Here is a 24,678-nt window from a genome sequence, read left to right as displayed (position 1 = left end):
CGATTAACATAAAATGAATGGGGATCCGGGCGTAGATGATTTTGTCCATTGTAAAATGCTGAAAGCTACTCAGCGGATAATATTTTTCCTTTGCAAAGCGGGCGCGTTGAATACCCAGGGGTCCGGTTCCGGAGGTCAACCTTAAAACGACTCCGGTGGCTGGTTTTTGACAGGATCACAAAAAGGATACCAAGGCCCAGCAAAACGAAGCCTGTGTTCATATAGGCGCTCAGAAATATAAGTGCAAGGCTTACCACAAAATAAAGCGTACCAAATAACAGGGCTGCCCCGGGATATTGCTTTATGTGATACACGCCGTCCTGTAAAGAAAGATGTTTAAACGTATGCATGATACAATTATTGCCCGAATGATGTGTGAACCCGTATTGTTTTTATAATAAGGATCCGGTGAAAGTGGGCGCCGCAACCTGTGGATGGATTGCAGCGCGGTTATTTCAGGGTGTTTTGCGGCTGTTTCCGGTTGTAAAACCATATAGCCGGAACAGGGGGGAGCAACGGCCGGGATACCAGGGAAGTTTGTACGTTCTTTTGATATTACCCGATAAAGGCAAATTTGTCTTCGAACAGTTTTCCAACCAGGGGGATGTTTTTTTCCACCCCGTTGATGGCATTAATCAACCCAAAAATCCATAAGATCAAAAAGGCAATACCGCACAGGTAAGAAAGAAAACCAACCCCCGGAACAATCCGGATAAGGATCGTAATCCCAATGTTGAAAACAAGGGCCAGCAGGAAGAGCCCGAAGAATTGCCGTAAATGATATTTCAACAGGCTATCGGCCTGGTTTTTTCCTTTGATATAGGCATACAGCCAGCCGAAAATAGTGAGGTAAGAAATTACAGAAAGGTTCTTGTTACTCATAAATTGATTTTTTGTGATGAACGATCGCTGGCCCAAAACTGTGAAAGTGCTGCTTTCTGGCAAAATCCTCCGCCATTACATAGTGGCTACATCCTGGGTTACAGCTGTCTACAAAACGACTACAATTGATGTAGAGATTTGTGAATCATTTTGTTACATAAATCAGCAAATTGTATATTTTTTTCCGGGTAAAGAGCCGGTGCCTGATAATTCTATAAATTCACTCCATGAAAAGTGTTGTAACAGTCCTCGGGATACTGATCCTGTTTTTTACGGATACCCGTGCTCAAAATGTCTATATCGATAGTTTGAAGAAAGAACTTACCGCAACCCGCTCAGCAAACCTGTATTTTAAACTAACAGAAGCGTACCGCTATAACGATGATTATGAGCAGGCTGCTGCCACCGCCAAAGGCTATGTGGCAATGGCGGATGCGCAGAAGAACAACCTGGAGAAAGTAAAGGCCTATGGATTGCTCACCCATATCCAGCTGAACAAAGGCGATTATAAGCTGGCGCAACAATACCTGGATTCCGCAGAAACCACGGCTGCGATCTCGAAGGATCGGCTGGTAACAGATTATGCCCTGCTGGCGAAGGCGGTCTTCTATTACAATATCGATAACAACGATGTATTGGTAACCCTGTGCCAGCAGATCTTAAAAGATGTAGAACCGTCCCGTAAGGATCAGTTCCTGATGGCGAAATGTTATTATTATTTATATACGGTTTATACCACCTATAATGATTTTTCCAAAAGCCTGAATTACGCCGGCAAGGCTGCAGTGTCTGCCGCAGCTGCGGGCGATCAGAATTTGCTGAGTTCTGCATATTCGGCCCTTGCCGTTGTATATCCTTACCGGTACGATAAGGAAAAGAAGCAGGCCGACCTGGATACGACTATATATTATTCGAAGGCCGCCGGCGACCTGTTCTTTCAATATCCGGGAAAAGTGGCGGCGCACACCTATGCCCTGGCCCGGATGAACCTGTGCAGCTATTACCTTAAATACTACCCAACGGATGACCCGCTGATCCGGCAGGCCATTACCGATACCTTGCAGTCGGTGCTCCGGGTTGTGGCAAAAGGGCTGGCGGATAACGAGGATATTATTGCCAGTTGTTATGGCATACTTGGTGCAATGGCAAAGCGCGCCGGTGATTTTAACCAGGCAAAAGGGTACTACCTGCAGGCCAAACAGGCCCTGGATACAGCCGACAAACCTTTTTATCATACCCGTAACACGCTTTTATCGGATATGGCCGCCCTGTGTGCCGCGGAGGGCGATTACCAAAAGGCCTATGACCTGGAAAAGGAATTACTGAATAACAATACCAAACTGTTTGATGAAGACCAGGCGTTGATGGTGAATAAGCTGGAAGCACAATACCAGGCGGCAAAAAAGGAGCAGGAGGTACAGGTATTGAAGGACAGGGCCCGCAGCCAGCAAAAAGCGCAGCGGCTCTATTTCGGCCTGGCCGGTATTGGGTTGCTGGGGGCTTTTTTTATGTTCCGGTCCTATCATTTTAACCTGAAATATTCGGTGGAACGTGAAAAGAAACTGGAGGCGGAGCAGCACGATGCGCAAACCCGATTGCGTTTGCAGGAGGAGGAGCGGGCACGCCTGAAGGCGGAACAGGAACTGATGGAGCTGCAGCAGCAAAAGCTCCGGGATGAGATCATGATCAGCCAGCTGCAGGTGCAGCATAAAAATGAACTGCTATGGCAGCTGAAAGAAAAGCTAAGGGAAGAACAGCCCGTAAACATCCAGCAGATCATCCGGGATGAGGGATTACTGGATGGTGATTTTGAAAAAGCCCGGTTCCGTATCCAGGAAGTGCATCCCAATTTTTTTAAAAATGTTCAGGAGCGGTCGGTTCAAAAACTCACATCGCTGGATCTGAAGTACTGCGCATATTTATATTTGGGAATGGATACCAAGCAGATTGCCGGGTTGCTGCATGTAGAACCCAAAAGTGTGCGTATGACCAAATACCGGCTGAAACAGAAATTTGATCTGGATAAGGAAACCGACCTGATCATATTTCTGAAGGGGATTGCCTGAGAAGGGCCTCACGCGATTTCCAGCATGGTCTGCTTCAGTTCGTTGAATTCTGCTTCGGAAATGGCAACCAGGTACGCAAAGGATCCGTTGGTAAACTTCTGGTTGACCAGCTCCGTCAAATAATCATTTGCTGAAGGCGACAGCTCCTTTTCGGAAGCGTGCAAAAACACATAGGAGCGATTGTTGTTGACGTGCCTGGGTTGAACTACAAGTTTGTAGCAGTACATCAACAGAAGTTTGCATGGGTGGTGAAAATACAGTTGCAATAAATATGCCGCCGGAGGGCGCATTCAATTAGAGAAAGAACCGGGAATGCAAATTAACGACCACGTGGTTATTTTATACCGGCAACAAATTACCTTTGCCAAAAATAATAAGCATGGATTCCCTGAATTATAAAGCCATACTTACCGTTACGTTTACGCTTTTTGCCATCATTGATATCATCGGATCCATTCCCATTTTGATCTCGATGAAGAACAAGATCGGTGGTATCCGGGAATTTAAGGTAACCGTCATCGCCGGCTCACTGATGATCTTATTTCTCTTTCTGGGAGAACCGATCCTGAATGTACTGGGCCTGGATGTAAAGTCTTTTGCGGTAGCAGGCTCTATTGTTATTTTTATCCTGGGGATGGAAATGGTATTGGGGGTAGAGTTTTTTAAATCGGACGGGGATGTAAAAGCCTCAACGCTGGTACCCCTGGCTTTTCCGCTGATCGCCGGTTCCGGTACGCTTACAACCATTATGTCCTTAAAAGCCAATTATAAGGAAGTAACCATATTAATTGCAATTGTGCTAAACCTGCTGATCATTTATATCGTGCTGAAATCCCTGACCCGGCTGGCAAAATTGCTGGGGCCGAGCGGATTGATCGCGATCCGGAAGTTCTTTGGTGTGATTTTGCTGGCCATTGCGATCAAGATCTTTGCATCCAATGCCGCAGGTTTATTTCAACATGTACAATAAAGTTTCGTGTAATTGCAATAAAGTTCTTTATATTTGCCCCCCGGTTTAAAACCGGGTGTACATATTGGCCTCGTAGTACAATGGATAGTATAAGAGTTTCCGAAGCTCCAGATACAGGTTCGATTCCTGTCGAGGCTACCAGTTTTCTCCTTTATGGGAGCAGATTTACAAAAAAATTGATAGGTGATCCGTTGAGCGGGTCGCCTTTTTTATTGGCCAGCATTGGCGCATCGCGCGGTTTGGGAAAATAACGGCTGGGTTATGGACCACCAAATTGGAGGTGTCGGAAACAGACCTGCTCCTGTTCATTTAATGGCGATGGAAAAAAACGGTTAAACCAGCCTTCAGTATGGTAGGGGACCGGCTTTTGGAAAACCGGGCCTGCATAACAAAAACTGTGATATTCCCCGTTTTCCCCGCAGGGATCGGCCGGTGCCGGAAAGGAGGCAATAAGGGCAGGAGATAGCTGTTTGCCACAATACGCCATATCCAGCATCGACCCGTTCACGCAACAGATAACGGCTTCAAAACCGGATTGAAAAAAGGATTGCAGGTAATGCCGGGAATCGATCTGCCATAAGGGGAAAAGTGCCTTCATATCAACCTGCTGTAACTGGCGCTCCCGGTACTGGCGCAGATCTTCCAGGAACAGGTCGCCAAATACCGCTATATGAATCCCTTCCTGCTTTACCCGGTTCAGTACCTGTAGCATTCCGGCTTCATAGGTTTGCCCGCTATCATTGGAAACGTATATTTTTAGCAAGGGAATACCCGTACTGTAGGCCTGCGCCATAAGGAGCGATTCGGGGATCTCATGCATGGAAGATCGCCGGTCGGTATTAAAAACGGTTAGCAGGTAGCGTACCTCGTATAAGCCTTCCTGCTGCAGCCGGTACAGGCTATAGGCAGCGTCCTTGCCGCCGCTCCAGTTCAGTATGACCGGTATTTTTTTTTGCACCTGTTTTATAGGTTAAGCAAAATACCTCCCATAAAATTAAAGCGCTTTGCATTATACCCCGGAGTGTCGAAGTAAACCTGGTCCGTCAGATTTCTGAAATCGGTATAGATTTTAATTTTAGGCGTAAATGCATAGGACGCATAAAAGTCGAGTGTGTAATAATGGGGAAGCACCGGTGCTCCGGCATCGAACTCTCCTTTAAGGCGGTTGCCTACAAAACGAAAAGCAGGGTTGATGGTAAAGTTTGTTATGGGCGTAAGTACCAGGCTGCTGTTGAAAATAAAATTAGGCCGGCGATAAAGGTTGTTGATGGAGCCAGAATTATTTTTGCCTTGTCCGTCCACATAACTCAGGTTGTTTGAAAAGCTTCCGATCCGGCCTATTGCAATGGAACTTTCCATTTCAAAACCGTAGTCATGTTGTTCATTCTGGTTCATGTAATAACTTTCAAAAGTAGAGGCGTCGGTATAATAAATAATAAGATCCTTAATATCTCTTTTAAAACCCACCATGCGGAACCAGCTTTTGCCTTCGTCAAAATTTGTTTGTACACCCGCTTCATAATTGATGCTTTTCTCCGGTTTCAGCTCAGTGGTTTTATTGCGGTATTCTCCATACAACTGATATAAAGAGGGCTCGCGGAAACCACTTGACAGGTTCACAAAGACTTTGGTGTTGTTACTGATATTATAGGAGGGATTAAAGGAAAAGGTAGCATTTGACCCGTATTTGCTGTTGTTGTTGATCCGGACCCCCATTTCGTTATTAAATCCCTTCAGGTCCAGCAGCAGCAGCGAAACATAGCCCGCGAAATTATTGAATTTTGCAGAATCTTTTCCAAGGGGCGGCGCTTCATAGACGCCAAAGGAGGAAATACTTTTATACTGCTGATCAGTATTGATTGCAGCATATTGGAGCCCGGCAAGAAGCGATACATGACCGCTGAAATCGTAGTTTCCGAAAAGGTCGGTGATATAGGACTGCCCGTTGTACAAACCGTACGACCATTTGGCAAATCCCCCAACATGGGCGCTGTCATCGGCGTATGCTCTTTCGCTGCTGATAATGCTTTGGGACAGTGTGATCGACGTTTTGCTATGTTTATACTGTAATTTTAATGTATTGATCAGGTTTTTACTATTGATGCGATAATCCCTGTCGTCCGTAAAAGCACCGGCATCGCCATCTGCTTTGTATTTACTATACATTCCCATATAGGCTGCCGAAAGCCGGTCGGATATTTTATAACCGAGATTGGTCTGGATATTATTCTGGTTAAACCCATCCTTGTCGAAATTACTGCTTTTCGTACTGTCATAAGCAGCAGAAAATCCCTTGCTGTTGATCTGATTGTAGGCAATATTGTAGTCGAAGCGATCAACGGTTCCCCTGACACCGATATTGCCTCTGAAAGTCTGATAGGAGCCATAGCTTAAGTGGGCATTGGGCATTATTTTTTCCGTTCCTCCTTTTTTGGTAATAATATTAATTACGCCTGCCATAGCATTGCTTCCCCAAAGGGTACTCTGCGATCCCTTCAGGATTTCAATCCGCTCAATTTGACCGATATTGATATTATTAATGTCAATCGGGGCGCTGCTGTTTTGTGAGGGGTCATTGATCGGGATCCCGTCTATCAGGATCAGGGTATTGCCGGTGGCGCTTCCCCTGAAATAAAGTTCCTGGTTGCTTCCAAGCGTATTGTTTGCCCCGGCCGTAAAGATCGCAGCCTGCGTGTTGAGAATTTCGGTTAGCGATTTATCTAAATTTCGCTGTAACGTTGCCTGGTCAATGATCGTTACCACCTTGCCTGTCTGGTTTTGTTTCAATGGCGTTTTTGAAGCGGTAACGGATACTTCATCCAGATTTGCCGTTTGCTGATCCTGCGCCAGCAACAGACCGCTGCAAAATACAGCAGTCATCATTAAAATCCCTTTTTTCATTTCTAAATGATCTTAAATGACTGCTTCCGGTGGAAATAAAAAAGCAGGGACGGTTCCGGCTAAATAGGCCATCAATACCTACAACACTGCTGATATTATACTTTTCTCCCGAAAGCTGAATATTGTTTTTCCCGCTGTAGCGGATACAGATCTGGCAGGTCTTCTGGCTTGGGGATTACTTTAAAACCTTCCCGCAGCGCAAGGCGCCGCAGTGGTATCTTTTAAAGCGGTCCTGTTATCTCATACGGATAATCAAGAACCCCTTACAGCTACGGGGATAGCGCCGGACTTACACCGGACTTCCCTTTTCATTCCCGCTATACGGGAAACCAGAACCGGTGCAAAAGTAAGGTTCCGTCGCTGATGTGCATTATTTTTTTTTGTAATCTGCAGGCAGTAACCGCTGCATCCCGGTTCGTAATGGCTATGACCGGGGTAGGCGAATGCGGCAGCCTCCCGGGAACGGGCTTTTGGCTGGCGCCGCAGCCACCGGGTGTAAGACATTAAACTTTCTGCCTTTTTCGTCTATTTTTGTGAAATGAAGAATGCATTTCTGATATTAACCGCTTTGGGAATAACCATCACCGCCGGTGCCCAGAAAAAATGGAGCCTGGAACAATGCGTGGAATATGCGGTGGAAAATAATATATCGGTAAAGCAGGCCGATGTGCAGGCCCGTATGGACCGGCTGACACTGGACCAAAGCAAGGCGGCATTGTATCCGACGGCCAATTCGCAGCACAGTGCGGGGTATCAGTTCGGACGTTCCATTGATCCAACTTCCAACCAGTTTACGACCAACGAAATCCTTTTTGCCAATCATTCGCTGAATGTAAATGCGGATCTTTTCAACTGGTTCCGGAAGCGGAATACGATGGCCGCTAATGGCTTTACCTTCGAAGCCAGCGTGGCAAAGTTTGATAAGGCCCGGAACGACGTGGCGCTCAATGTGGCCAACGCTTACCTGGCCGCCCTGCTGTCGCACGAGCAGATCAATGTGGCTGCCGTACAGCTGCAACAAAGCCGTGAACAACGCGATAATATAAACAAACAGGTGCTGGCCGGCGCGCTTCCTGAGCTGAACCTTGCTGAAATGGAAACGCAGCTGGCCAATGACAGCGCTACCCTGATCAGCGCACGGGCGGATTACCGGTTGCGGTTGCTGCAATTGCAGGCATTGCTGAACCTGGATGCGGCAATGGCATTTGACGTACAGTCGCCCCCGGTAGACAGCATCCCGGTAGAGCCACTGGCAGAGCTGGATCCTGCCGTGGTATTTACTTCCGCGCTGGTGAACCTTCCCCAGCAAAAGATCAATGAGCTGAATGTAAAAGCTGCTGAAAAAAATGTGCTGGTGGCAAAAGCAGGGATGTATCCCTCGTTTGGATTTTTTGGCGGACTGGACACGCGGTACTCCAATGCGCAGAAGTTGATCCCGAATACCTATGCGTCCGGCATTGTACCGATCGGGATTGTGGTGTTGGATGGTAAAGATTATCCGGTAACCTCAGTGGGCCCTCAAACCTATCCGGTGAGCTTTAAAAAAGGGAATTATTTTAACCAGCTTTCTGCAAACTTCAGTCAGAACCTGGGCGTTGGCCTCAATATCCCGATCTTTAACGGCAACCAGGCCCGTACCAACTGGAAAAAGGCAAAGCTAAATGTGGAGTCGCAGCAATTATCCCAGGAGCAGGACGCCCAAACGCTGAAACAGGATATCTACCAGGCGCATACCAACGCGGTTGCGGCCATTGAAAAATATAATGCTTCCCGGATCGCCGTAACCTCTGCTCAGAAAGCCTATGATTTTGCCCGGAAGCGGTTCGATGTGGGACTGCTGAAACCGATCGATCTGATCACCAATCAGAACAACTTGTTCAAAGCGAAAATAAATATGCTTTCAGCCCAATACGACTATGTATTCAAGCTGAAGCTGCTGGAATTTTACAAAGGACGCGGTATTAAATTGCATCATTAACGAGATCTGATTAAATTTTGATCATGAAAAAGAAATGGAAACGAATTTTATGGATAATAGCCGGTGTGATCGTGTTACTGGTATTGTATTCGTTATTTTCCAATAAAGATAAAAACCTGGTAAAAGTTTCTGCAGAAAAAGCGGCGATCCGCTCTATTACGGAAACGGTAACGGCCAGCGGACAAATCTACCCGGAATACGAGGTAAAGATCAGCCCGGATGTAAGTGGTGAGATTACGGAGCTAAATGTACAGGAGGGCGATAGTGTAAAAAAAGGACAGGTGCTGGCGAGGGTATATGCCGATAACTACGCGCTGGATCGCGATGAAGCTTCAGCGCGGCTGGGGCAGTCGCAGGCCAATGTAGCTAACAGCCAGGCGGCACTCGGCGTTCAGAAAGCCACGCTGGACCGGGCACAGCAGGCGTATAACCGCAACAAACACCTTTACGACGACCGGGTGATCTCTAAAGCTGAATTTGAACAATACGAAACCGACCTGGCTTCCGCGAAGGCCAGCTATAATGCAAGCCTGCAGAACATCCGCAGCCTGCAGGCGGGTGTGCGTTCTTCTCAAACAGGACTGGTGGCCGCTGATAAAGTGTTAGGCAGGGCCACCATTGCAGCTCCCATCAGCGGGATCATTTCATCACTGAAGGTGGAAAAAGGAGAACGGGTAGTAGGTACGGCGCAAATGGCTGGTACCGAAATGATGACGGTGGCCGACATGAACACCATGGAAGTGCGCGTGAACGTAGGAGAGAATGATATCGTGAAGGTGAGCATCGGTGATGGGGCCGATATAGAGGTGGATGCGTACAGCGGACGCAAGTTTGCAGGCATTGTAACCAAAATAGCGAGCAGTGTAAAATCTGCGGCTGCCGCAGCGGGCACCGCCACCAGCAATGATGTTACCAATTACGAGGTTCGCATCCGGATCGATAAGCATTCGTACCAGGACCTGATCGATCCCGCGAATCCCAGGAGATTTCCGTTCCGGCCGGGCATGAATGCCAGTGCCGATATTAAGACCAAGCGGAAAGAAAACATCGTTACGGTTCCGATTTCGTCGGTGAATGCGCGGGTAAAAGGAAGCGATAAAAGCCTGAGCGATACGCGGAAGGAACAGCAGGAACAGAAAGGCAACGGAAACAACAACCAGGAAGAAGAACGCAATGCCGGGGATATGGAGGAAGTGGTGTACCTGCTGATGAAAGACGGTGTGGTGAAGAAGCGGATTGTAAAAACCGGTATACAGGATATCAATTATATTGAGATCACCAGCGGGTTGAAGGCGGGAGATGAGGTTGTAACCGGACCTTACAGCGCCGTTAGCCAAACGTTGAAGGATGATACAAAGGTAAAAGTAGTACCGAAAGACGAGCTGTTCAAGGCTAAATAAGGGAACCTTTGCTTTTAGCAACCGGCCCTCCGTCCGCTAACGGCAGCTTCTCCAGCGTAAGAAATGCATTGTTCTTTTATCATTGGCAGTTCTTATTTGTTGTGCAAGTCAATGAGGTGATAATAATCATGCTTGTAATCGCCCTGTCCCGACGAGTCGGGATTGCTTCAGGGACTATTGAACGATCTTAATGGGTGCTGAAACAAGTTCAGCATGACGAACGCATGGTTGATTCCGAATATCATCTCATCTGTTATTGGCAACCAGTTTCAGTATCTATACGTGCATCATACAGATCCCGGAACAGGTCCGGAACAACATCTTCTGAACCACAGGCATGTTGGCTTCCGGCCGTTGATTCCGCTTATGCAACAGGAAGCTCAGCCGCTGATTACCCAAACTAAAGCCGGAACAAAGGTAAATGCACCAAAAGAGGCGCTGTTCAAGGCTAAATAATGAAAAGCAAATGACCGGTGCCTGTACCGGCCATTTGCCCAATCTCAATACGGATGCGGGTCTCAAGTCTGGATTCTCAAATCTGAAATCTGGATTCTCAAATCTCAAAACCCAAAACTCAGCCCGATATTCCAGTTGATGCCAGCCTGCGGGAAGTAATAATTCTCAGTAGTATAAGCGCCTTCGGATAGATAACTGAAGGTATACCCGTTGTTCTCATACTTTTTATCAAGAACATTATTGACCATCAGGATGATCCCGATATTCTTAAATGTTTGGGAACTGGTTTGGTAACGAAAACGAAGATCGCTGAGGGCATAAGGATTGATGCTTTTCCGTTTGTCGGAGGCATTATCCAGGTATTGCCGGCTGACATATTTTTCCAGGATATCGATAAAAAAATGATGACTGCCGGAGATCCGGTACAACGGCTCCAGCGTCAGGCCTGCCCCGGCAATGGTGTTTGGCGAAAAAGAAATATCGGTGTTCCGGTATGCGGTGGCCACCTGCCCGCTATTGTCATAATCATCGCCATATTGTGTAATGGCCTTGATCTTGTTCTTACTGAAAGTAGCATTGGCATTCAGTTGTAGCCATTGCAGCGGCTTTAGTCCGGCGGTAAATTCAAGACCGGCCCGGTAGCTGTCGGGAACATTGGTACGGGCATAGGCCCCTACATCATTGATCTTACCGGTGAGAATCAACTGATCCTTATACTGCATATAGTAGCCGTTTACGCCTGCCTGGAAAACAGGCGTGCTGTATTGATAGCCGGCTTCCAGATCCTGCAGTTGTTCCGGCCGGGGCTTTTCCGTTTCCGAAGCTTCAAAATCGTCCCGGTTGGGCTCTTTATTAGCAATCGCGTAGGACGCATACAGTTTGCTGGATCTGTCATTGCCATGCTGGATAAAATAACTCAATCCGGCCTTGGGATTAAAGAACCGGTACGTATTTTCGATGGAGGGCAGGCTGGGCGATTTCCGGAATCCATTAATGGTATAATCAACGTTCCGGTACTGGAGGTCGGCAAACGCATACAGGTCCGGGAGCACCTGTTGCTGCAATTTCGCATACACATTGAAGTCGTTTTTAAATGCGGTGAGGCGATACCATTGGTAATCCAGCGGTGCCCCGTATGCAGCCCATTTTATAAAGCCGTAATGTTTTGCATCATAGCGCGTATAAGCACCCCCAAAAACAAATTGTGTGCGGGCGGTATGGTAGTTGGTGGAAAAAACCGTCCCGTAGTAGTAATTGTCCAGCCATAACTGCCGGGTAAGGTTCACCTTGCGCAGCGTATCGCCGGGAGCTTTTACAAAATTGGGCAATCCGTAGTCTTTAAATTTTTCATCTTTTTTGTATTCGTTATAATAGCCCTTACCCCTTGTTAAAAACGTTCCGATATTCAGATCCCAGTTGGGGTGTAATTTCTGATTGAGGAATAGCTGGTAGTAATCCTGCCAGTAGTTGTCTGTTTGATCTTTATAATAAACCCCATCGCTGATCTTGCCCAGCGTGTTTGTATTCCGTCCCTGTTGATCCAGTGCTTTTTGATAATCGATTGCGTCCTTATCTGTAAAAGCAATACCCAGTCCGTTCCAGGCCTGTCCGGTCCGTTCCTTCCCCGTAAGGTAATTGAATTTAATATTGGTGGCCTCATTTTTTGAGGTCCAGGATCCGATCACGTGCGCGGCCAGCAGATCGGAGAAGGCCCGGTCGATAAACCCGTTGGAGCTGAGTTTCGACAACCGCACATCAAACTGAAAGCCCCCTTTTAATAAACCGGTACCGGCCTGCAGTGTATGTTTCCAGGTATCAAAGGACCCGTAGGAATTGCTCAGGGATACACCCGGTGTTTTGCTTTGTTCAAGATTGGCAATATTAATGGAGCCGCCAAAAGCGCCGGAACCGTTGGTGGAAGCGCCCACGCCGCGCTGGATCTGAACGGTGGTAGTGGAAGATGCCAGGTCGGGCAGATCCACAAAAATAGCCGCCTGTGATTCTGCATCATTTACCGGTATGCCGTTCATGGTTACATTGATGCGCGTCATATCCGTACCCCGGATCCTTAAAGAGGAATAACCTACACCGGCGCCATCATCTGAGTTAACCACCAGGGAAGGCGTCTGGTTCAGCAGGTAGGGCATGTTTTGCCCGAGGTTTTGTTTCTCAAGGTCTTTGGAGGTAACGTTGGATGTAGCAAACGGTGCTTTGCTGCTTAGCCGCAGCGACCGTACCTCCACCGGCGACATTAAATAAAAACTGTCTGCTTTTGCAGCAGTGGAATCAGTTTGTGCAAAAGCGATCTGTGCCGCCCATAGCAGGCAGCCGGAAATGAATAGCCTCTTCATTTGTTTTTTTCATTTTTTTGACTCCGCATGGCTTGCGGAGCGGGTTTTAAAAAAAATAATGAGAGGGAAATGCTGAAAAGAAAGGAGCCATCCTTCCCTGCGCAGGCATTACCCTGATCAGGTTTACGGGTATGATCTCAGCCATCAGCTCCACTTGCGCAGAACATCGAGCACCCCGGGAACCAGAGACCGGTCCAAAACTTCGTTAAAAAATGTTGATACCAGCTCTATGAAAATCTCATTGAACCGGCAATACCTGCCGGTTATTCTTTGAAAGAACGCCGCGAAATTATTAAAATTTAATGATAAAACAAGTTGTTAAAAGAAAACGGGCATCATTGGATGGGAAAGCGGGAGCGGCTGTGCACCTTTTTGAGCCTGGCTGTCTTCTATGGATATCTCGTTGAAAGCCTTGTAAGACGGCGGTTTCAACGGATATTGCTGCATTTTGGAGTATGGCTATTTCCTTTCACGAAAAATGCCGGAATTATTTCAATGATTGCCGGGCATCTCCGGCAGCAGTGCTGCGGTAATGGGATCAGTACCTGCCGTATTGTTGGGGAAATATGGAAAAAGATGCCCGCTTCGCCGAAAAATTGAGGCGGATGGTCATAAAAGATTCTGATTCTAACAGTAACCACTTACCTTTGCGCGGTTCGTTTGAAGGGAATACATTTTGTAATGTTTGCTACCTGATCTGCTACGCAATCGCTGCATCCGGTTTACAGGCCTCTACTTACACTGGTTTTTTTCAAAGATTTTTTATTTTAAATTTTTTCATTTTTTATGAACATTTATGTTTCAAATTTAAGCTTCATCGTTCGCGATGAAGATCTCAGAGAGTTTTTTGTTGAGTATGGTGAAGTTAGCTCCGCGCGGGTTATTACCGATAAAGCTACCGGCCGTAGCCGTGGTTTTGGATTTGTAGAGATGCCGGATGATGAGGCGGCTCGGAAAGCGATTAAAGAACTGGACGGCGGTACCGTAGACGGACGCGCAATTAAAGTAACCGAAGCCCGGCCGAGAGAAGAAAAGAGCAACAACCGCTCTTACGCCAACAAATGGTAAGCCCGCTTTTTAAATAAAGCATCGATTACTGCAATTGCGATAGGTAACTGCAGGTAAATAGGGGAGAATGTCAGCACCGCAGGCAGCGGAACTGACATTCTTTTTTTTATAAACGTCACCATTGGCTGAATATTAAAACAATAAAAATGTGAAGATTCTTTTCAATTGTTTTGTGCGTTCCGTTTTTTCCCCTATCTTTGCAATGCGAGGTAGAGCAGCGGTAGCTCGTCGGGCTCATAACCCGAAGGTCCCAGGTTCGATCCCTGGCTTCGCAACCAAAAGATAAAGCCCGCTATTATAGCGGGCTTTATTTATTTCAGCCCCTCCAGCTTGCGTATCAATTCAAATGCTGAGAAAAAAAATTGCCCTGTTCTTAAAACCTATGCGGATAATCTTTCCAAAGAGGGAGAATATTATGAGCGCCCCCGTTTTTGTAACAGTATAAGATACATATGTCACTTTACTGTATTGCTGCACGCTGTAATGGCGGAATGGCGCCACGGATGCAGGAAGCCTAGTGGCTTCCACCGGAGTTTCATGTTCCGATAGCAGTTGGCTGTTTCGCAGGAAGGGTAGGTTGAAATGGCAGATTTATTGCCCGTTGTTTCGATTATATGTTATTGACTTACAATGATATTAACTGGTATAGTTGTTCCGGATCTGTACCCGCGGGCGTCGTAAGGCCAGCTAAAAATATTTTGACGAAATCCATATTTCAATAATTATTTTTCGTGTCATTCCTGATATTCCTCATAACAGTGCAGGATGGCGATTTAAAACTTTTTCTTAATTTGAAACCGGAAACGATTCGTTTGCAATGAAATCAACGCCAAAAAATTGTCTATGAAACTGGAAGAGACAGCAATCATCGATGGGCTAAGAAATGGCGATACGCACGCTTATACAAAAATATACGATTTGTATCATGAACGCCTTTATGCCTTTGTGATCCGGTTTGTGAAATTACCGGAGCTTGCAGAAGACGTACTCCAGGAAGTATTTCTCACGCTTTGGCGGGTAAGAGACCGGATCGATAGTTCCCGGTCGCTGCAAGCCTATTTGTATAAAATTTCCAGGAACTGTGTGTTCAAGGCCTTGAAGAAAAACGCCCGGCAGTGTGAAATTACGGAGCGGGTTAAAACGATGACGGTTCCCTTAACCTTCTCCAACGAAGAGCAATTGCGTTGGAAGGAATATGAAGCGATCCTTTCCGATGCCATTAATTGCCTTCCGATGCAGCGTAAAAAAGTATTCTGCCTGTGCCGGGATGAGGGGAAAACCTACGACGGCGTGGCGCAGGAGCTGGGAATTTCTAAGAATACCGTAAAGGAGCATATGGTGCTGGCCACACGCGCTATCAAAAACTACATGAGTAAATACATCGATTTCCAGCCTCTTGTCCTGTTTGTATTTTTATCATTTTTCTGATTTTTTAAAAAAATGTGAATTTGTATCCACCCTCTTTTAAAGAGGAGGGATATTATAGTATTAACGGCTAAAGTGTATTGTCAATGGAAAAGGATACCCATTATTATGACGAGCTGATGCGCAGGTATGTTACCGGTGAATGTCTTCCGGAAGAGATAGACGAACTGATGGAATATATCCGGAATCGAAAATCCAACCGTACGTTGTTGGCTGAAATATACCGGCAATACCATCACCCGGAGGCCGTAAAGGAAACGGCAATAACGAAGGGGCAAAGCGACCGCATCCGGGCGCTGTTGTTAGAAACTGTTGCAACGGGCGCTGAAAAGAAAAAAGGCGGTTCCATAAAACGGTACCTGCTCGCTGCTGCGGCCGTTTTTATAATAGGATGGTTCGGGTTTCAGCTGTATCAGGATCGGTTGACGCCGCTGGCTCCGGCCGTTATGGCCGGTAAAAAGGAAATCCTGCCCGGCACCGAAAAGGCTGTAATTCATTTCTCCGACGGCTCCTCCCTGCGGGTTGACAGCACTTCAAAAGGGATTTTGTATAACAGGAATGGTCTTGTTATTTCAAGGTCGGAAGAAGGTATTGTACAGTTCCGGGTTTCCGATGCAAAAGAGCAGGCAGCGCAGGGATCCTTATTTACTACGTTTACAACACCGGTTGGTGGGGCGTCTGGGGTTGAATTGCCGGATGGCTCAAAGCTGTGGCTGAACGCCGGTTCCACTGTGCGGTTCCCGGTGTTGTTCTCGAAGCAAGAGCGCCAGGTGCAGTCCTCCGGTGAGGTCTATTTTGAAGTAGCCAAGGATGCTGCCAGACCTTTCAGGGTGGTTTCTGATAACCAGGCGGTAGAAGTATTGGGCACCCATTTTGTGGTCAATACCGGTGCTGATGCCTCTGTGATTAAAACTACATTGCTGGAGGGCAGCATTAAATTATCAGGGGCGGGAGTTTCCCGTATATTGAAACCCGGTCAGGAGTCGGCATTTGTGAAAGGAAAGGGCCTTATCACCGTTACTGATAAAAGCAATCCGGAAGCGAGCATGGCCTGGAAGGATGGATACTTTGAATTTGATTCTGCAGATTTTAAAGCCATGGAAGAACAGATCCGGAAATGGTACGATGTGGAGTTTGTGTACGACCGGCTACCCGATAATCTTTTTTACGGCAAAATTGAAAGAGACGTTCCGCTTTCAAGGGTTTTGCAGATGCTGGAAATCGTAGGTCATATTCATTTTAAAACGGAAGGAAGAAAAATATATGTAACTGAATAACCGGTGAACCATAAAAACAAAGCCGGAAGTGCGGCAACACTTCCGGTGATGTTAGGCCCGGATAAAAAAACAGGGAGTCTTATTATCTAAAACCATAACAATTACAAATGTATGAATTTTAAAATTCATTACATAGGCCGCAGCCTGTGTCGGATTGTCCGTGTCATTTTTGCTTGTAAAGGAACCGAATTAAAAATTTTGTTGGCAATGAAATTAACCATTTTGCTGGTGATCATCGCTTGTTTAAAGGTGAACGCATCGGTATGGTCTCAGCAGATCACATTAAAGGTCAAAAATGAGCCATTTAAAACGGTTATCGAACGGATCGGCCGGCAAAGCGGTTATTCCATTTTGGCGGATGTTCGGGAGATCCGGAATGCCCGGAACCTGTCTGTTAATCTGAAAGACGTGCCGCTGAAACAGGCGTTGGATTTGTGTTTTGCAGATCAGCCGTTTACCTACCAGCTGATGGACCGGGCAATCCTTATTACCAGCAACAAGCAGCGGGTAATACCACTTTCCTGGGTGTTAAACGGCAAAGTGGTCAATGAAAATGGAGAACCGATTGCAGGAGCATCTGTTTCCGTTAGGGGCACCAGCCGCGGTGCTTCCACCGATCTCAATGGAAAATTTATGATCGAAGTAGACGCCGACACCGACTCGCTGGTGATCACATCGGTGGGATACAAGGGAAAAACAATTGAGGTAGGCCGTGCACGGGACATGACGATTACCCTGGAGCCGGATTTGGAAAAGCAGAAGATAGAGGAAGTGGTAGTAGTGGGTTTTGGTACGCAAAAAAAGAGAGATGTAGTAGGGGCCGTTACTTCTGTAAGTCCGTCAGATCTAAAGATACCTGCGAGTAACCTTACCACTGCGCTGGCTGGTCGCGTAGCCGGTATGATCGCCTTTCAACGTACCGGGGAGCCGGGCAGGGACAATGCCGAATTTTTTATCCGCGGTGTCACAACCTTTGGTTATAAGCGCGACCCCCTGATCCTGATCGATGGGATTGAACTGACCCCCACCGACCTGGCGCGTCTGCAACCGGATGATATTGCCACCTTCTCCATACTAAAAGATGCAACCTCCACCGCCGTGTACGGCGCGCGTGGCGCTAATGGTGTTATACTGGTAACCACCAAAAAAGGAACTGTTGGGAAAGCCAAGGTTTCTTTGCGGGTGGAAAATTCGGTTTCTACACCCACTAAAACGGTTGAGCTTGCCGATCCGGTTACCTATATGATGCTGGCGAATGAGGCAAGGGCTACCCGGGGCAATATACAGTTATTGTATTCGCAGGAAAAAATTGAACGCACTGCCACTCCTGGTGCCAACCCGTATGTATATCCGCAAAACGACTGGATCGGTATGTTGTTTAAGAAATATGCAGTAAACCAGCGCTATAACCTTAATGTGAGCGGCGGCGGCGGTGTGGCCAGATATTTTGTATCCGGTGCTTTCAATAAGGATAACGGTGTGCTGAAGGTAGACGGGCGAAACAATTTCAATAACAATATTAATTTGAAAAGTTATACGCTCCGCTCTAACGTGGATATCGATATTACAAGATCTACCATGTTGACGGTGCGGCTCAACGGCAATTTTGATGACTATACAGGGCCCGTACCGGGCGGTGACCAGATGTATTACAGCGCCATGCATGCCAACCCGGTGGCCTACCCTGCATTCTTCCCCCCGGATTCAGCCAACATCGAAACCCGGCATATCCTGTTTGGCGGAACCGATCAGAACGGCCCCTTTATTAATCCGTATGCAGACATGGTAAAAGGGTACAGGGATTATTCACGTTCTTTAATGCTGGCGCAGCTGGAATTGAAACAGAATCTTAGTACTGTTGTAAAAGGACTTACCTGGAATACGATGATGAATACAAACCGAACCTCTTTTTTTGATGTTAACCGGTTTTATAACCCCTATTTTTATCAGGTGGCCAGTTACGATCGTACAACGGATCGATATATCCTGATGCCGCTTAATGAAGCAGAAGGGACAGAATACCTGGGTTACTCGGAGGGCCCAAAAACGATTGAAACCTTTTTCTATATGCAGTCGCAGCTGGACTATAATCGAACCTTCAACACCAAGCACAATGTCAGTGGATTATTGGTCTATATGCTGAACCAGCGCTTAAATGCCAATGCGGGCAGCCTTCAGAAATCGCTTCCTTTTAGGAATATTGGTGTATCGGGCCGCGCAACCTATGGCTATGACAGCCGGTATTATGCCGAATTCAATTTCGGATACAATGGATCCGAACGTTTTTCAAAGGAAAAGCGGTTTGGATTCTTCCCGTCGGCAGGTATTGCCTGGACTGTTTCCAACGAAAAATTCTTTACGCCCTTCATTGACGTGATATCGAATTTAAAGTTCAGGGCAACGTATGGCCTGGTAGGCAACGATGCCATCGGCAGCCCCGATGACCGGTTCTTCTATTTATCGGAAGTAAACATGAACAGCGCGCAAAGAGCCTACAGGTTTGGCCTTTTAGAAAACACTCCTTCAAATGGTATCCTGGTAAACCGGTATGCAAACCCCAATATTAGCTGGGAAACTTCTGTACAGCAGAATTATGGCGTGGAACTGGAACTGTTCAACAGCTTGAATTTAAAGGCGGATTATTTTCTCCAGAAAAGAAAAAACATCCTGATGGACAGGGCTTATGTGCCGGCCACCATGGGGCTTTCTGCTGTAAACCGGGCCAATGTGGGCCAGGCCTCTTCCAGGGGCATCGATGCTTCGCTAGATTATAAGAAAACGTTTGGCAATGACTTATGGGTATCTGCGTTGGGCAATTTTACTTATGCAAAAAGCCGGTATGATGTGTATGAAGAACCGGTATATAAAGATAAATACCGCTCGCATGCGGGCCAGCCTATCGGGCAGGTGTATGGGTATATTGCAGAGAAACTATTTATAGATGACGCAGAAGCTGCCAACGCGCCCCGGCAAAACTTTATAGATGGCGCAATGGGAGGCGATATTAAATATCTTGACATTAATAATGACGGTCAGATCACCGAAGCAGACAAGGCGCCGATCGGCTATCCTACCACGCCTGAAATTAATTATGGCTTCGGTCTTTCGTCCGGCTTTAAAAATTTTGATGTTTCCTTTTTCTTTAACGGCATCGCCCGGGAATCATTCTGGATCAATGTGGCAGGTTTCGGCAGTAATGGTTTATACACCGGTACCATGCCTTTCTTTAGACAAACCCAGCTGCTCAAAGCCTATGCCGATAGTTATTGGTCCGAGTCAAATCAAAATGTGTACGCAGTGATGCCCCGGTTAAGCGAAAAAGATGACCGTACTTCTATTGAACAGGGAAATAATACGCAGGCCAGTACCTGGTGGATGCGCAACGGCGCTTTTCTCAGGCTGAAACAGGTAGAACTGGGTTATACCCTGCCGAAAAGCATCCAGGACAAATTGAAGGCAAACAACTTAAGGATTTATGTAAATGCGCTCAACCTGCTTACGTTCAGTAAGTTTAAAATGTGGGACCCGGAAATGGCCGGTAACGGGTTAGGATATCCCTTACAAAGGGTATACAATGTGGGCCTGAACATAACTTTCCACTAACGCTTTAAAAACTGATAACATGAAATTTTGCAGCATAAAAAACAAGGAGCGATTATACTGGGCAGCAGGTATTGTTGTATCGATCGTACTTACTTCGTGTAAAAAATACCTCGATATTGTGCCGGACAATATTGCAACCATTGATAATGCTTTTGCTACCCGAACGCAGGCTGAAAAATACCTCGGAACCTGCTATTCATACCTGTTAAAAGATGCAGATCCGAATTTAAACCCCGCCTTAACGGGGGGAGATGAAATGATCCCTTTACAAAGCCGGTGGAGTCAATTAGGACAGATGTTCAACATTGCACGTGGCAACCAGAACTTTGTAACGCCTGTAGGACAGGAGTATTGGGTATCCTATTACAAAGCGATCAGGGACTGTAACATTTTTTTAGAGAATGCCCGGAAAGTACCCGGCGTGCCACCCAGTATGAAGACTTATTGGATCGCAGAGGTGAAATTTTTAAAGGCCTGGTATCATTTCTGTCTGTTACGAATGTATGGACCTGTGCCGCTTATAAAACAAAACCTGGCGGTAGATGCCCCGAGCGAAGCTGTAAAAGCTGCAAGAAACACCGCTGACGAATGTTTTAGCTATATTAATGAACTACTGGATGAAGCAAAAGACTCGCTGCCGGATGCAATTACAAACCAGGATCAGTTAGGCCGTATTTCCAAACCGGTTGCTTATGCAGTAAAAGCGAAGATTATGGTAACTGCCGCCAGTCCTTTATACAATGGGAATACGGACGCCGCCACGCTGAAGAACAATGATGGAACCCTGCTGTTTAATCAAACGGCTGATCCCGCAAAGTGGGCAGCGGCTGTTACTGCCTGTAAGGAAGCTGTTGATATTTGCGCAGAACTTGGGTACACGCTACATACGGTGCCGGCTGTTTATAAAAATGTAACGCTCACGAATACGATGCGCACCCAACTGGGCATAAGAACGGCACTTACCGAACGATGGAACGATGAAATCATATGGGCCAATACTCAAAGTTGGGCAAATAATATACAGTTTGCTACCCCTCCCAAGTGGGATCCGGCCTTCCCGGATAATATAGTAATGTTGAATGCTCTGGAAGCGCCGATTAAGATTGCAGAACAGTTTTATACAAAAAATGGCGTGCCTATTGAAGAGGATAAAACATATAGTTATGATCAGCGCTATGCATTGAGAACGGCCATTGCCGCCGATGGACTGATGATAAGACAGGGCTATACCACAGCAACACTTAATTTTGACCGGGAGCAGCGCTTCTACGCCAGCCTGGGTTTTGACGGCGGTATCTGGTACGGACAGGGACGGTTTGACGACAGCAAACCGCTCGATCTTTATTACATTTCCTCAAAACGCGGGCAGGTGAACGGGCTTAGCAATCCTGCTTATGGCCCGGTTACAGGATATGCCATAAAAAAAGTAGTGCATTTTGAAAATACCATGGATCACACAACCCGGTATTCCTACGTAAACTATGCCTGGCCGCTTATGCGCCTGGCGGATCTTTACCTCTTATACGCAGAAGCGTTAAACGAGGCGAACGGCCCCGGTGCTCAGGTATATCAGTATGTAAACCTGGTACGTGAGCGGGCGGGGCTCCCTGCAATTGAAACGGCCTGGACCAATTTTTCAAAAAATCCTGCAAAATATACAACAAAGGATGGCCTGCGCAGTATCATTCACAAAGAGCGCAACCTGGAGTTGATGTTTGAAGGTCACCGTTTTTGGGATCTCAGGCGCTGGAAGGAAGGAATACAGGAATATAATGCGCCCCTGCGCGGCTGGGATATATACCAAAGTGTGGCTATAGCGTATTACAATCCCGTTACGCTGTATAATCAACGGTTCAGTCTTAAAGATTATTTCTGGCCAATATCAGAAGACGAACTGACACGAAATACGAACCTTAAACAGAATATCGGCTGGTAAAACACAAATTTATGGAAATGAAAAATTTGCTGAGAATCGGTTTGATCGCAATAACCGTCTTTATACTGGCTCGCTGTGGCAAGGAGCCCATTTATAATTATACCGATGGCAATGCACCTCCTCCTGCACTGGTTACGAATATAAAGGTAGAGCCAACACCGGGCGGTGGTATTATCACATACAAGCTGCCGGTAGATGCCAACCTCTCTTATGTAAAAGCAGTGTATGAAATACAACCGGGGGTAAAAGCAGAGACCAAATCTTCTGTTTTTAAAGACACACTTATGGTGTCTGGTTTTGGAGATGTAAACCCGCGACAGATTACAATATACAGTGTTGGGAAAAATGAAAAAGAATCAACCCCTGTAACGGTTGACCTGGTTCCCATGATGCCTCCTGTAATGTTGGTGCAGCAATCCCTCAGTCTTGAGCCTACTTTTGGTGGCGTACGTTTAAGGTATAAAAATCCAACACATGCAAATCTCGCCTTTACGTTGTTGTACGACACTACGGGAGACGGCACTTATAAAGAAATCAACTCTTATTACAGTGCGCTCGATTCAGGCACTTTTTCAGCCAGGGGGTTTGATACTGTTTCAAAGAGATTTGCAGTATATGTCCGCGACAGATGGAATAACCGCTCACCACAGGTGGAGCAGCGTATTAAACCATTGTTTGAGCAGTTTATTCCCAAGAATACCTGGAAGGCGATGTACCTGCCTACAGATACCTATCAGAATGTAGAATCATATGATCTTCCACATGTATACGATGATTCATGGGGGATCGGGAACTATAATATTTTTGCCACGGTACATACCTTGCAGATACCGCAATGGTTTACGCTCGATCTTGGTAAAACAGTAACGGCAAGCCGTATGAAAGTAATGCATTATCATGAATCGCCCTACCTGGGGGCCAGCGTTAAACAATTTGAAATATGGGGATCCAATAATCCTCCAGCCAATGGTAGTTGGGATGACTGGAAGCTACTGGGTAGTTTTGAATTTATTAAACCTTCAGGATTACCGCAGGGGCAGATTACAGAAGAAGACAGGACCTACTCCGTTGTACGCGGCGGCGATTTTGAATTTACCGGGGACCAGGGCGCTTTCCGCTACATCCGGTTCAAAACCATTGCCACCTATGCCAGTTCGGGGCCTATCGGCCAGATTGTAATTCCCGAAATCAGTTTCTGGGGGAAAATAGAGCCATAATTATTATCATTCAAAAGCATTGATTCATGAAGCAATTATTTTTATGTATCCTGTTCATGGCATGGGGCTGTTCAAAAATAGATGACAGTTATAAAAATCTTATTGAACCCGGAGGCAGGGTATACGTGGAAAAGGCAAAAGCTGTGGTGCGGCCCGGCTACAAAAAAGTGGCGATCGTGTGGCCCCGCGCCTCCGACCCTAATGTACACAGTGCGAAAGTTTATTGGAATAACTACAGCGATTCTGTTTTGGTAAACATCGCAGCCAACCAGGATACCATTTCTGTGCCCATTATGGGGTTGCAGGAGCAGTACTATACGTTTATCGTTAAAACCTTTGATAACAAAGGCAACAGTTCTGTACCGGTGGAAGTAAATGGCCGGGCGTATGGTGACAGCTACCTGGCTGCTTTGGCGAACCGTTTTGTATCGTCTGCTGCAGTATGGGCCGGCATTTTAACCATTAACTGGGGGGCGGCTGCTGTATATAACGGGGAAGTGGGGTTACAATTGATGTATAAGGACACAGCGGGGGCGCAGAAAAAGATTTTTGTCAGTAATACACAGAGCGCAAGCGTCATCAGTGATTTTGCAGCAGACACGAAATTTGAGTACCGCTCCATGTTTCTTGCGGATTCCAATGCGGTTGATACGATTTATAAAGAATATGGCAGGGTCAGGGATATAAAACTGGATAAAACAAAGTGGAGCGTTGTCAGCTTCTCCGACCAGCATCCGGAACCAGGTGGAGGAGCCGCCGCTGTGATTGACGGTACATTCACCACACGGTGGCACACGCAGGCCATTCCTTCTGCAGCACCCTATCCGCATTGGGTAATTGTTGATATGAAATCGGAACAGACGTTTACACAGTTTGGCGTTGAGCGTACCAACAAAGATGTGCCCGCAGGCGATGCCCGTGGTCCCAATACATTCCAGGTGCTGATCAGTAAAGACAATATTACCTGGATGGACCTTGGGACCTTTAATTTTAACAGGCTGGCAAATGGTGAGCAGCTTTTTCCCATTACGTCGGCGGCCTCGGGCAGATATTTTAAATTTGTGGCGCTTACCGGCGAGGGCCCTTTGATGGTATTGGGAGAAATTAGTGCATACGGTTTTTAACCGGCTCAACTCCTGTTCTTTCAT

At 46.6% G+C, this 24,678-nt stretch carries 17 protein-coding genes, 2 tRNA genes and 2 riboswitches; of the genes, 13 read left to right on the top strand and 6 right to left on the bottom strand.

The annotated features are described in order from the left end of the window. Positions 1-65: 65 nt before the first annotated feature. Together LQ567_RS07625 and LQ567_RS07620 are read right to left on the bottom strand one after the other, a co-directional pair. On the bottom strand, positions 66-350 hold the full coding sequence (locus tag LQ567_RS07625; RefSeq protein ID WP_231003780.1) for a hypothetical protein: 285 nt from the start codon (positions 348-350) through the stop codon (positions 66-68). Positions 351-555: 205 nt separating this feature from the next. After that, positions 556-882, bottom strand: coding sequence for a hypothetical protein (locus tag LQ567_RS07620; RefSeq protein WP_231003778.1), 327 nt, complete (start codon positions 880-882; stop codon positions 556-558). A gap of 227 nt (positions 883-1,109) precedes the next feature. Here LQ567_RS07620 and LQ567_RS07615 point away from each other — a divergent pair, with 227 nt between their 5' ends. After that, the gene (locus LQ567_RS07615; protein WP_231003776.1) at positions 1,110-2,948 is read left to right on the top strand and encodes a helix-turn-helix transcriptional regulator; all 1,839 of its coding nucleotides are present in this window, start codon (positions 1,110-1,112) and stop codon (positions 2,946-2,948) included. 8 nt (positions 2,949-2,956) lie between these two features. Here the strand turns inward: LQ567_RS07615 and LQ567_RS07610 are convergent, their stop codons facing one another. Continuing rightward, entirely contained in the window at positions 2,957-3,175 is a 219-nt protein-coding gene (locus LQ567_RS07610) for a hypothetical protein (protein WP_231003774.1), read from the bottom strand. 152 nt (positions 3,176-3,327) lie between these two features. Here LQ567_RS07610 and LQ567_RS07605 point away from each other — a divergent pair, with 152 nt between their 5' ends. Together LQ567_RS07605 and LQ567_RS07600 are read left to right on the top strand one after the other, a co-directional pair. Beyond that, the gene (locus tag LQ567_RS07605) at positions 3,328-3,918 is read left to right on the top strand and encodes a MarC family protein (protein ID WP_231003772.1); all 591 of its coding nucleotides are present in this window, start codon (positions 3,328-3,330) and stop codon (positions 3,916-3,918) included. Between the two features lie 66 nt (positions 3,919-3,984). Beyond that, positions 3,985-4,059: transfer RNA gene (locus tag LQ567_RS07600), tRNA-Arg, on the top strand. Between the two features lie 118 nt (positions 4,060-4,177). On the opposite strand, the gene LQ567_RS07595 is transcribed toward LQ567_RS07600, so the two are convergent. Further along, entirely contained in the window at positions 4,178-4,876 is a 699-nt protein-coding gene (locus LQ567_RS07595) for an adenine nucleotide alpha hydrolase (protein ID WP_231003770.1), read from the bottom strand. A gap of 5 nt (positions 4,877-4,881) precedes the next feature. Next, entirely contained in the window at positions 4,882-6,801 is a 1,920-nt protein-coding gene (locus LQ567_RS07590; protein WP_317206834.1) for a TonB-dependent receptor plug domain-containing protein, read from the bottom strand. Between the two features lie 154 nt (positions 6,802-6,955). Beyond that, positions 6,956-7,168: riboswitch (cobalamin riboswitch) on the bottom strand. A 189-nt stretch (positions 7,169-7,357) separates the two neighbouring features. On the opposite strand from LQ567_RS07590, the gene LQ567_RS07575 reads away from it, so the two are divergent. Together LQ567_RS07575 and LQ567_RS07570 are read left to right on the top strand one after the other, a co-directional pair. Further along, positions 7,358-8,797: a TolC family protein gene (locus LQ567_RS07575; RefSeq protein ID WP_231003769.1), complete on the top strand. Its 1,440-nt coding sequence runs from the start codon at positions 7,358-7,360 to the stop codon at positions 8,795-8,797. A 23-nt stretch (positions 8,798-8,820) separates the two neighbouring features. Further along, positions 8,821-10,197, top strand: a complete 1,377-nt coding sequence (locus tag LQ567_RS07570; protein WP_231003767.1) for an efflux RND transporter periplasmic adaptor subunit — start codon at positions 8,821-8,823, stop codon at positions 10,195-10,197. 560 nt (positions 10,198-10,757) lie between these two features. Here LQ567_RS07570 and LQ567_RS07565 read toward each other — a convergent pair. Beyond that, positions 10,758-13,004: a TonB-dependent receptor gene (locus LQ567_RS07565; RefSeq protein WP_231003765.1), complete on the bottom strand. Its 2,247-nt coding sequence runs from the start codon at positions 13,002-13,004 to the stop codon at positions 10,758-10,760. Between the two features lie 77 nt (positions 13,005-13,081). Then, positions 13,082-13,192: riboswitch (TPP riboswitch) on the bottom strand. A 598-nt stretch (positions 13,193-13,790) separates the two neighbouring features. On the opposite strand from LQ567_RS07565, the gene LQ567_RS07560 reads away from it, so the two are divergent. From LQ567_RS07560 to LQ567_RS07525, 8 genes are all read left to right on the top strand, one after another. Next, positions 13,791-14,072 (top strand): RNA recognition motif domain-containing protein, encoded by a 282-nt coding sequence (locus LQ567_RS07560; RefSeq protein ID WP_231003764.1) that lies wholly within the window; start codon positions 13,791-13,793, stop codon positions 14,070-14,072. A 203-nt stretch (positions 14,073-14,275) separates the two neighbouring features. Beyond that, a tRNA-Met gene (locus tag LQ567_RS07555) sits at positions 14,276-14,350 on the top strand. Between the two features lie 565 nt (positions 14,351-14,915). After that, positions 14,916-15,500, top strand: a complete 585-nt coding sequence (locus LQ567_RS07550) for an RNA polymerase sigma factor (protein ID WP_231003761.1) — start codon at positions 14,916-14,918, stop codon at positions 15,498-15,500. A gap of 83 nt (positions 15,501-15,583) precedes the next feature. Then, the gene (locus LQ567_RS07545; RefSeq protein WP_231003759.1) at positions 15,584-16,774 is read left to right on the top strand and encodes a FecR family protein; all 1,191 of its coding nucleotides are present in this window, start codon (positions 15,584-15,586) and stop codon (positions 16,772-16,774) included. Positions 16,775-16,981: 207 nt separating this feature from the next. Then, positions 16,982-20,377, top strand: coding sequence for a TonB-dependent receptor (locus LQ567_RS07540; protein ID WP_231003757.1), 3,396 nt, complete (start codon positions 16,982-16,984; stop codon positions 20,375-20,377). 19 nt (positions 20,378-20,396) lie between these two features. After that, on the top strand, positions 20,397-22,313 hold the full coding sequence (locus LQ567_RS07535; protein ID WP_231003756.1) for a RagB/SusD family nutrient uptake outer membrane protein: 1,917 nt from the start codon (positions 20,397-20,399) through the stop codon (positions 22,311-22,313). An 11-nt stretch (positions 22,314-22,324) separates the two neighbouring features. Beyond that, complete coding sequence (locus LQ567_RS07530; RefSeq protein WP_231003754.1) at positions 22,325-23,530, top strand: DUF4959 domain-containing protein; 1,206 nt, start codon at positions 22,325-22,327, stop codon at positions 23,528-23,530. Positions 23,531-23,556: 26 nt separating this feature from the next. After that, positions 23,557-24,654, top strand: coding sequence for a DUF4998 domain-containing protein (locus LQ567_RS07525; RefSeq protein ID WP_231003752.1), 1,098 nt, complete (start codon positions 23,557-23,559; stop codon positions 24,652-24,654). Positions 24,655-24,678 lie beyond the last annotated feature (24 nt).

It is taken from the genome of Niabella pedocola (assembly GCF_021044425.1).
In the GTDB taxonomy this organism is placed as follows: Bacteria; Bacteroidota; Bacteroidia; order Chitinophagales; family Chitinophagaceae; genus Niabella; species Niabella pedocola.
The sequence above is the reverse complement of the archived record's forward strand: the minus strand, read 5'-3'. Positions and strand labels throughout refer to the sequence as shown.

Bases quoted from the DNA above. Each gene is read 5' to 3' on its own strand.
- LQ567_RS07625 (WP_231003780.1), bottom strand. From the start codon at position 350: ATGCATACGTTTAAACATCTTTCTTTACAGGACGGCGTGTATCACATA.
- LQ567_RS07620 (WP_231003778.1), bottom strand. From the start codon at position 882: ATGAGTAACAAGAACCTTTCTGTAATTTCTTACCTCACTATTTTCGGC.
- LQ567_RS07615 (WP_231003776.1), top strand. From the start codon at position 1,110: ATGAAAAGTGTTGTAACAGTCCTCGGGATACTGATCCTGTTTTTTACG.
- LQ567_RS07610 (WP_231003774.1), bottom strand. From the start codon at position 3,175: ATGTACTGCTACAAACTTGTAGTTCAACCCAGGCACGTCAACAACAAT.
- LQ567_RS07605 (WP_231003772.1), top strand. From the start codon at position 3,328: ATGGATTCCCTGAATTATAAAGCCATACTTACCGTTACGTTTACGCTT.
- LQ567_RS07590 (WP_317206834.1), bottom strand. From the start codon at position 6,801: ATGATGACTGCTGTATTTTGCAGCGGTCTGTTGCTGGCGCAGGATCAG.
- LQ567_RS07575 (WP_231003769.1), top strand. From the start codon at position 7,358: ATGAAGAATGCATTTCTGATATTAACCGCTTTGGGAATAACCATCACC.
- LQ567_RS07570 (WP_231003767.1), top strand. From the start codon at position 8,821: ATGAAAAAGAAATGGAAACGAATTTTATGGATAATAGCCGGTGTGATC.
- LQ567_RS07565 (WP_231003765.1), bottom strand. From the start codon at position 13,004: ATGAAGAGGCTATTCATTTCCGGCTGCCTGCTATGGGCGGCACAGATC.
- LQ567_RS07560 (WP_231003764.1), top strand. From the start codon at position 13,791: ATGAACATTTATGTTTCAAATTTAAGCTTCATCGTTCGCGATGAAGAT.
- LQ567_RS07550 (WP_231003761.1), top strand. From the start codon at position 14,916: ATGAAACTGGAAGAGACAGCAATCATCGATGGGCTAAGAAATGGCGAT.
- LQ567_RS07545 (WP_231003759.1), top strand. From the start codon at position 15,584: ATGGAAAAGGATACCCATTATTATGACGAGCTGATGCGCAGGTATGTT.
- LQ567_RS07540 (WP_231003757.1), top strand. From the start codon at position 16,982: ATGAAATTAACCATTTTGCTGGTGATCATCGCTTGTTTAAAGGTGAAC.
- LQ567_RS07535 (WP_231003756.1), top strand. From the start codon at position 20,397: ATGAAATTTTGCAGCATAAAAAACAAGGAGCGATTATACTGGGCAGCA.
- LQ567_RS07530 (WP_231003754.1), top strand. From the start codon at position 22,325: ATGGAAATGAAAAATTTGCTGAGAATCGGTTTGATCGCAATAACCGTC.
- LQ567_RS07525 (WP_231003752.1), top strand. From the start codon at position 23,557: ATGAAGCAATTATTTTTATGTATCCTGTTCATGGCATGGGGCTGTTCA.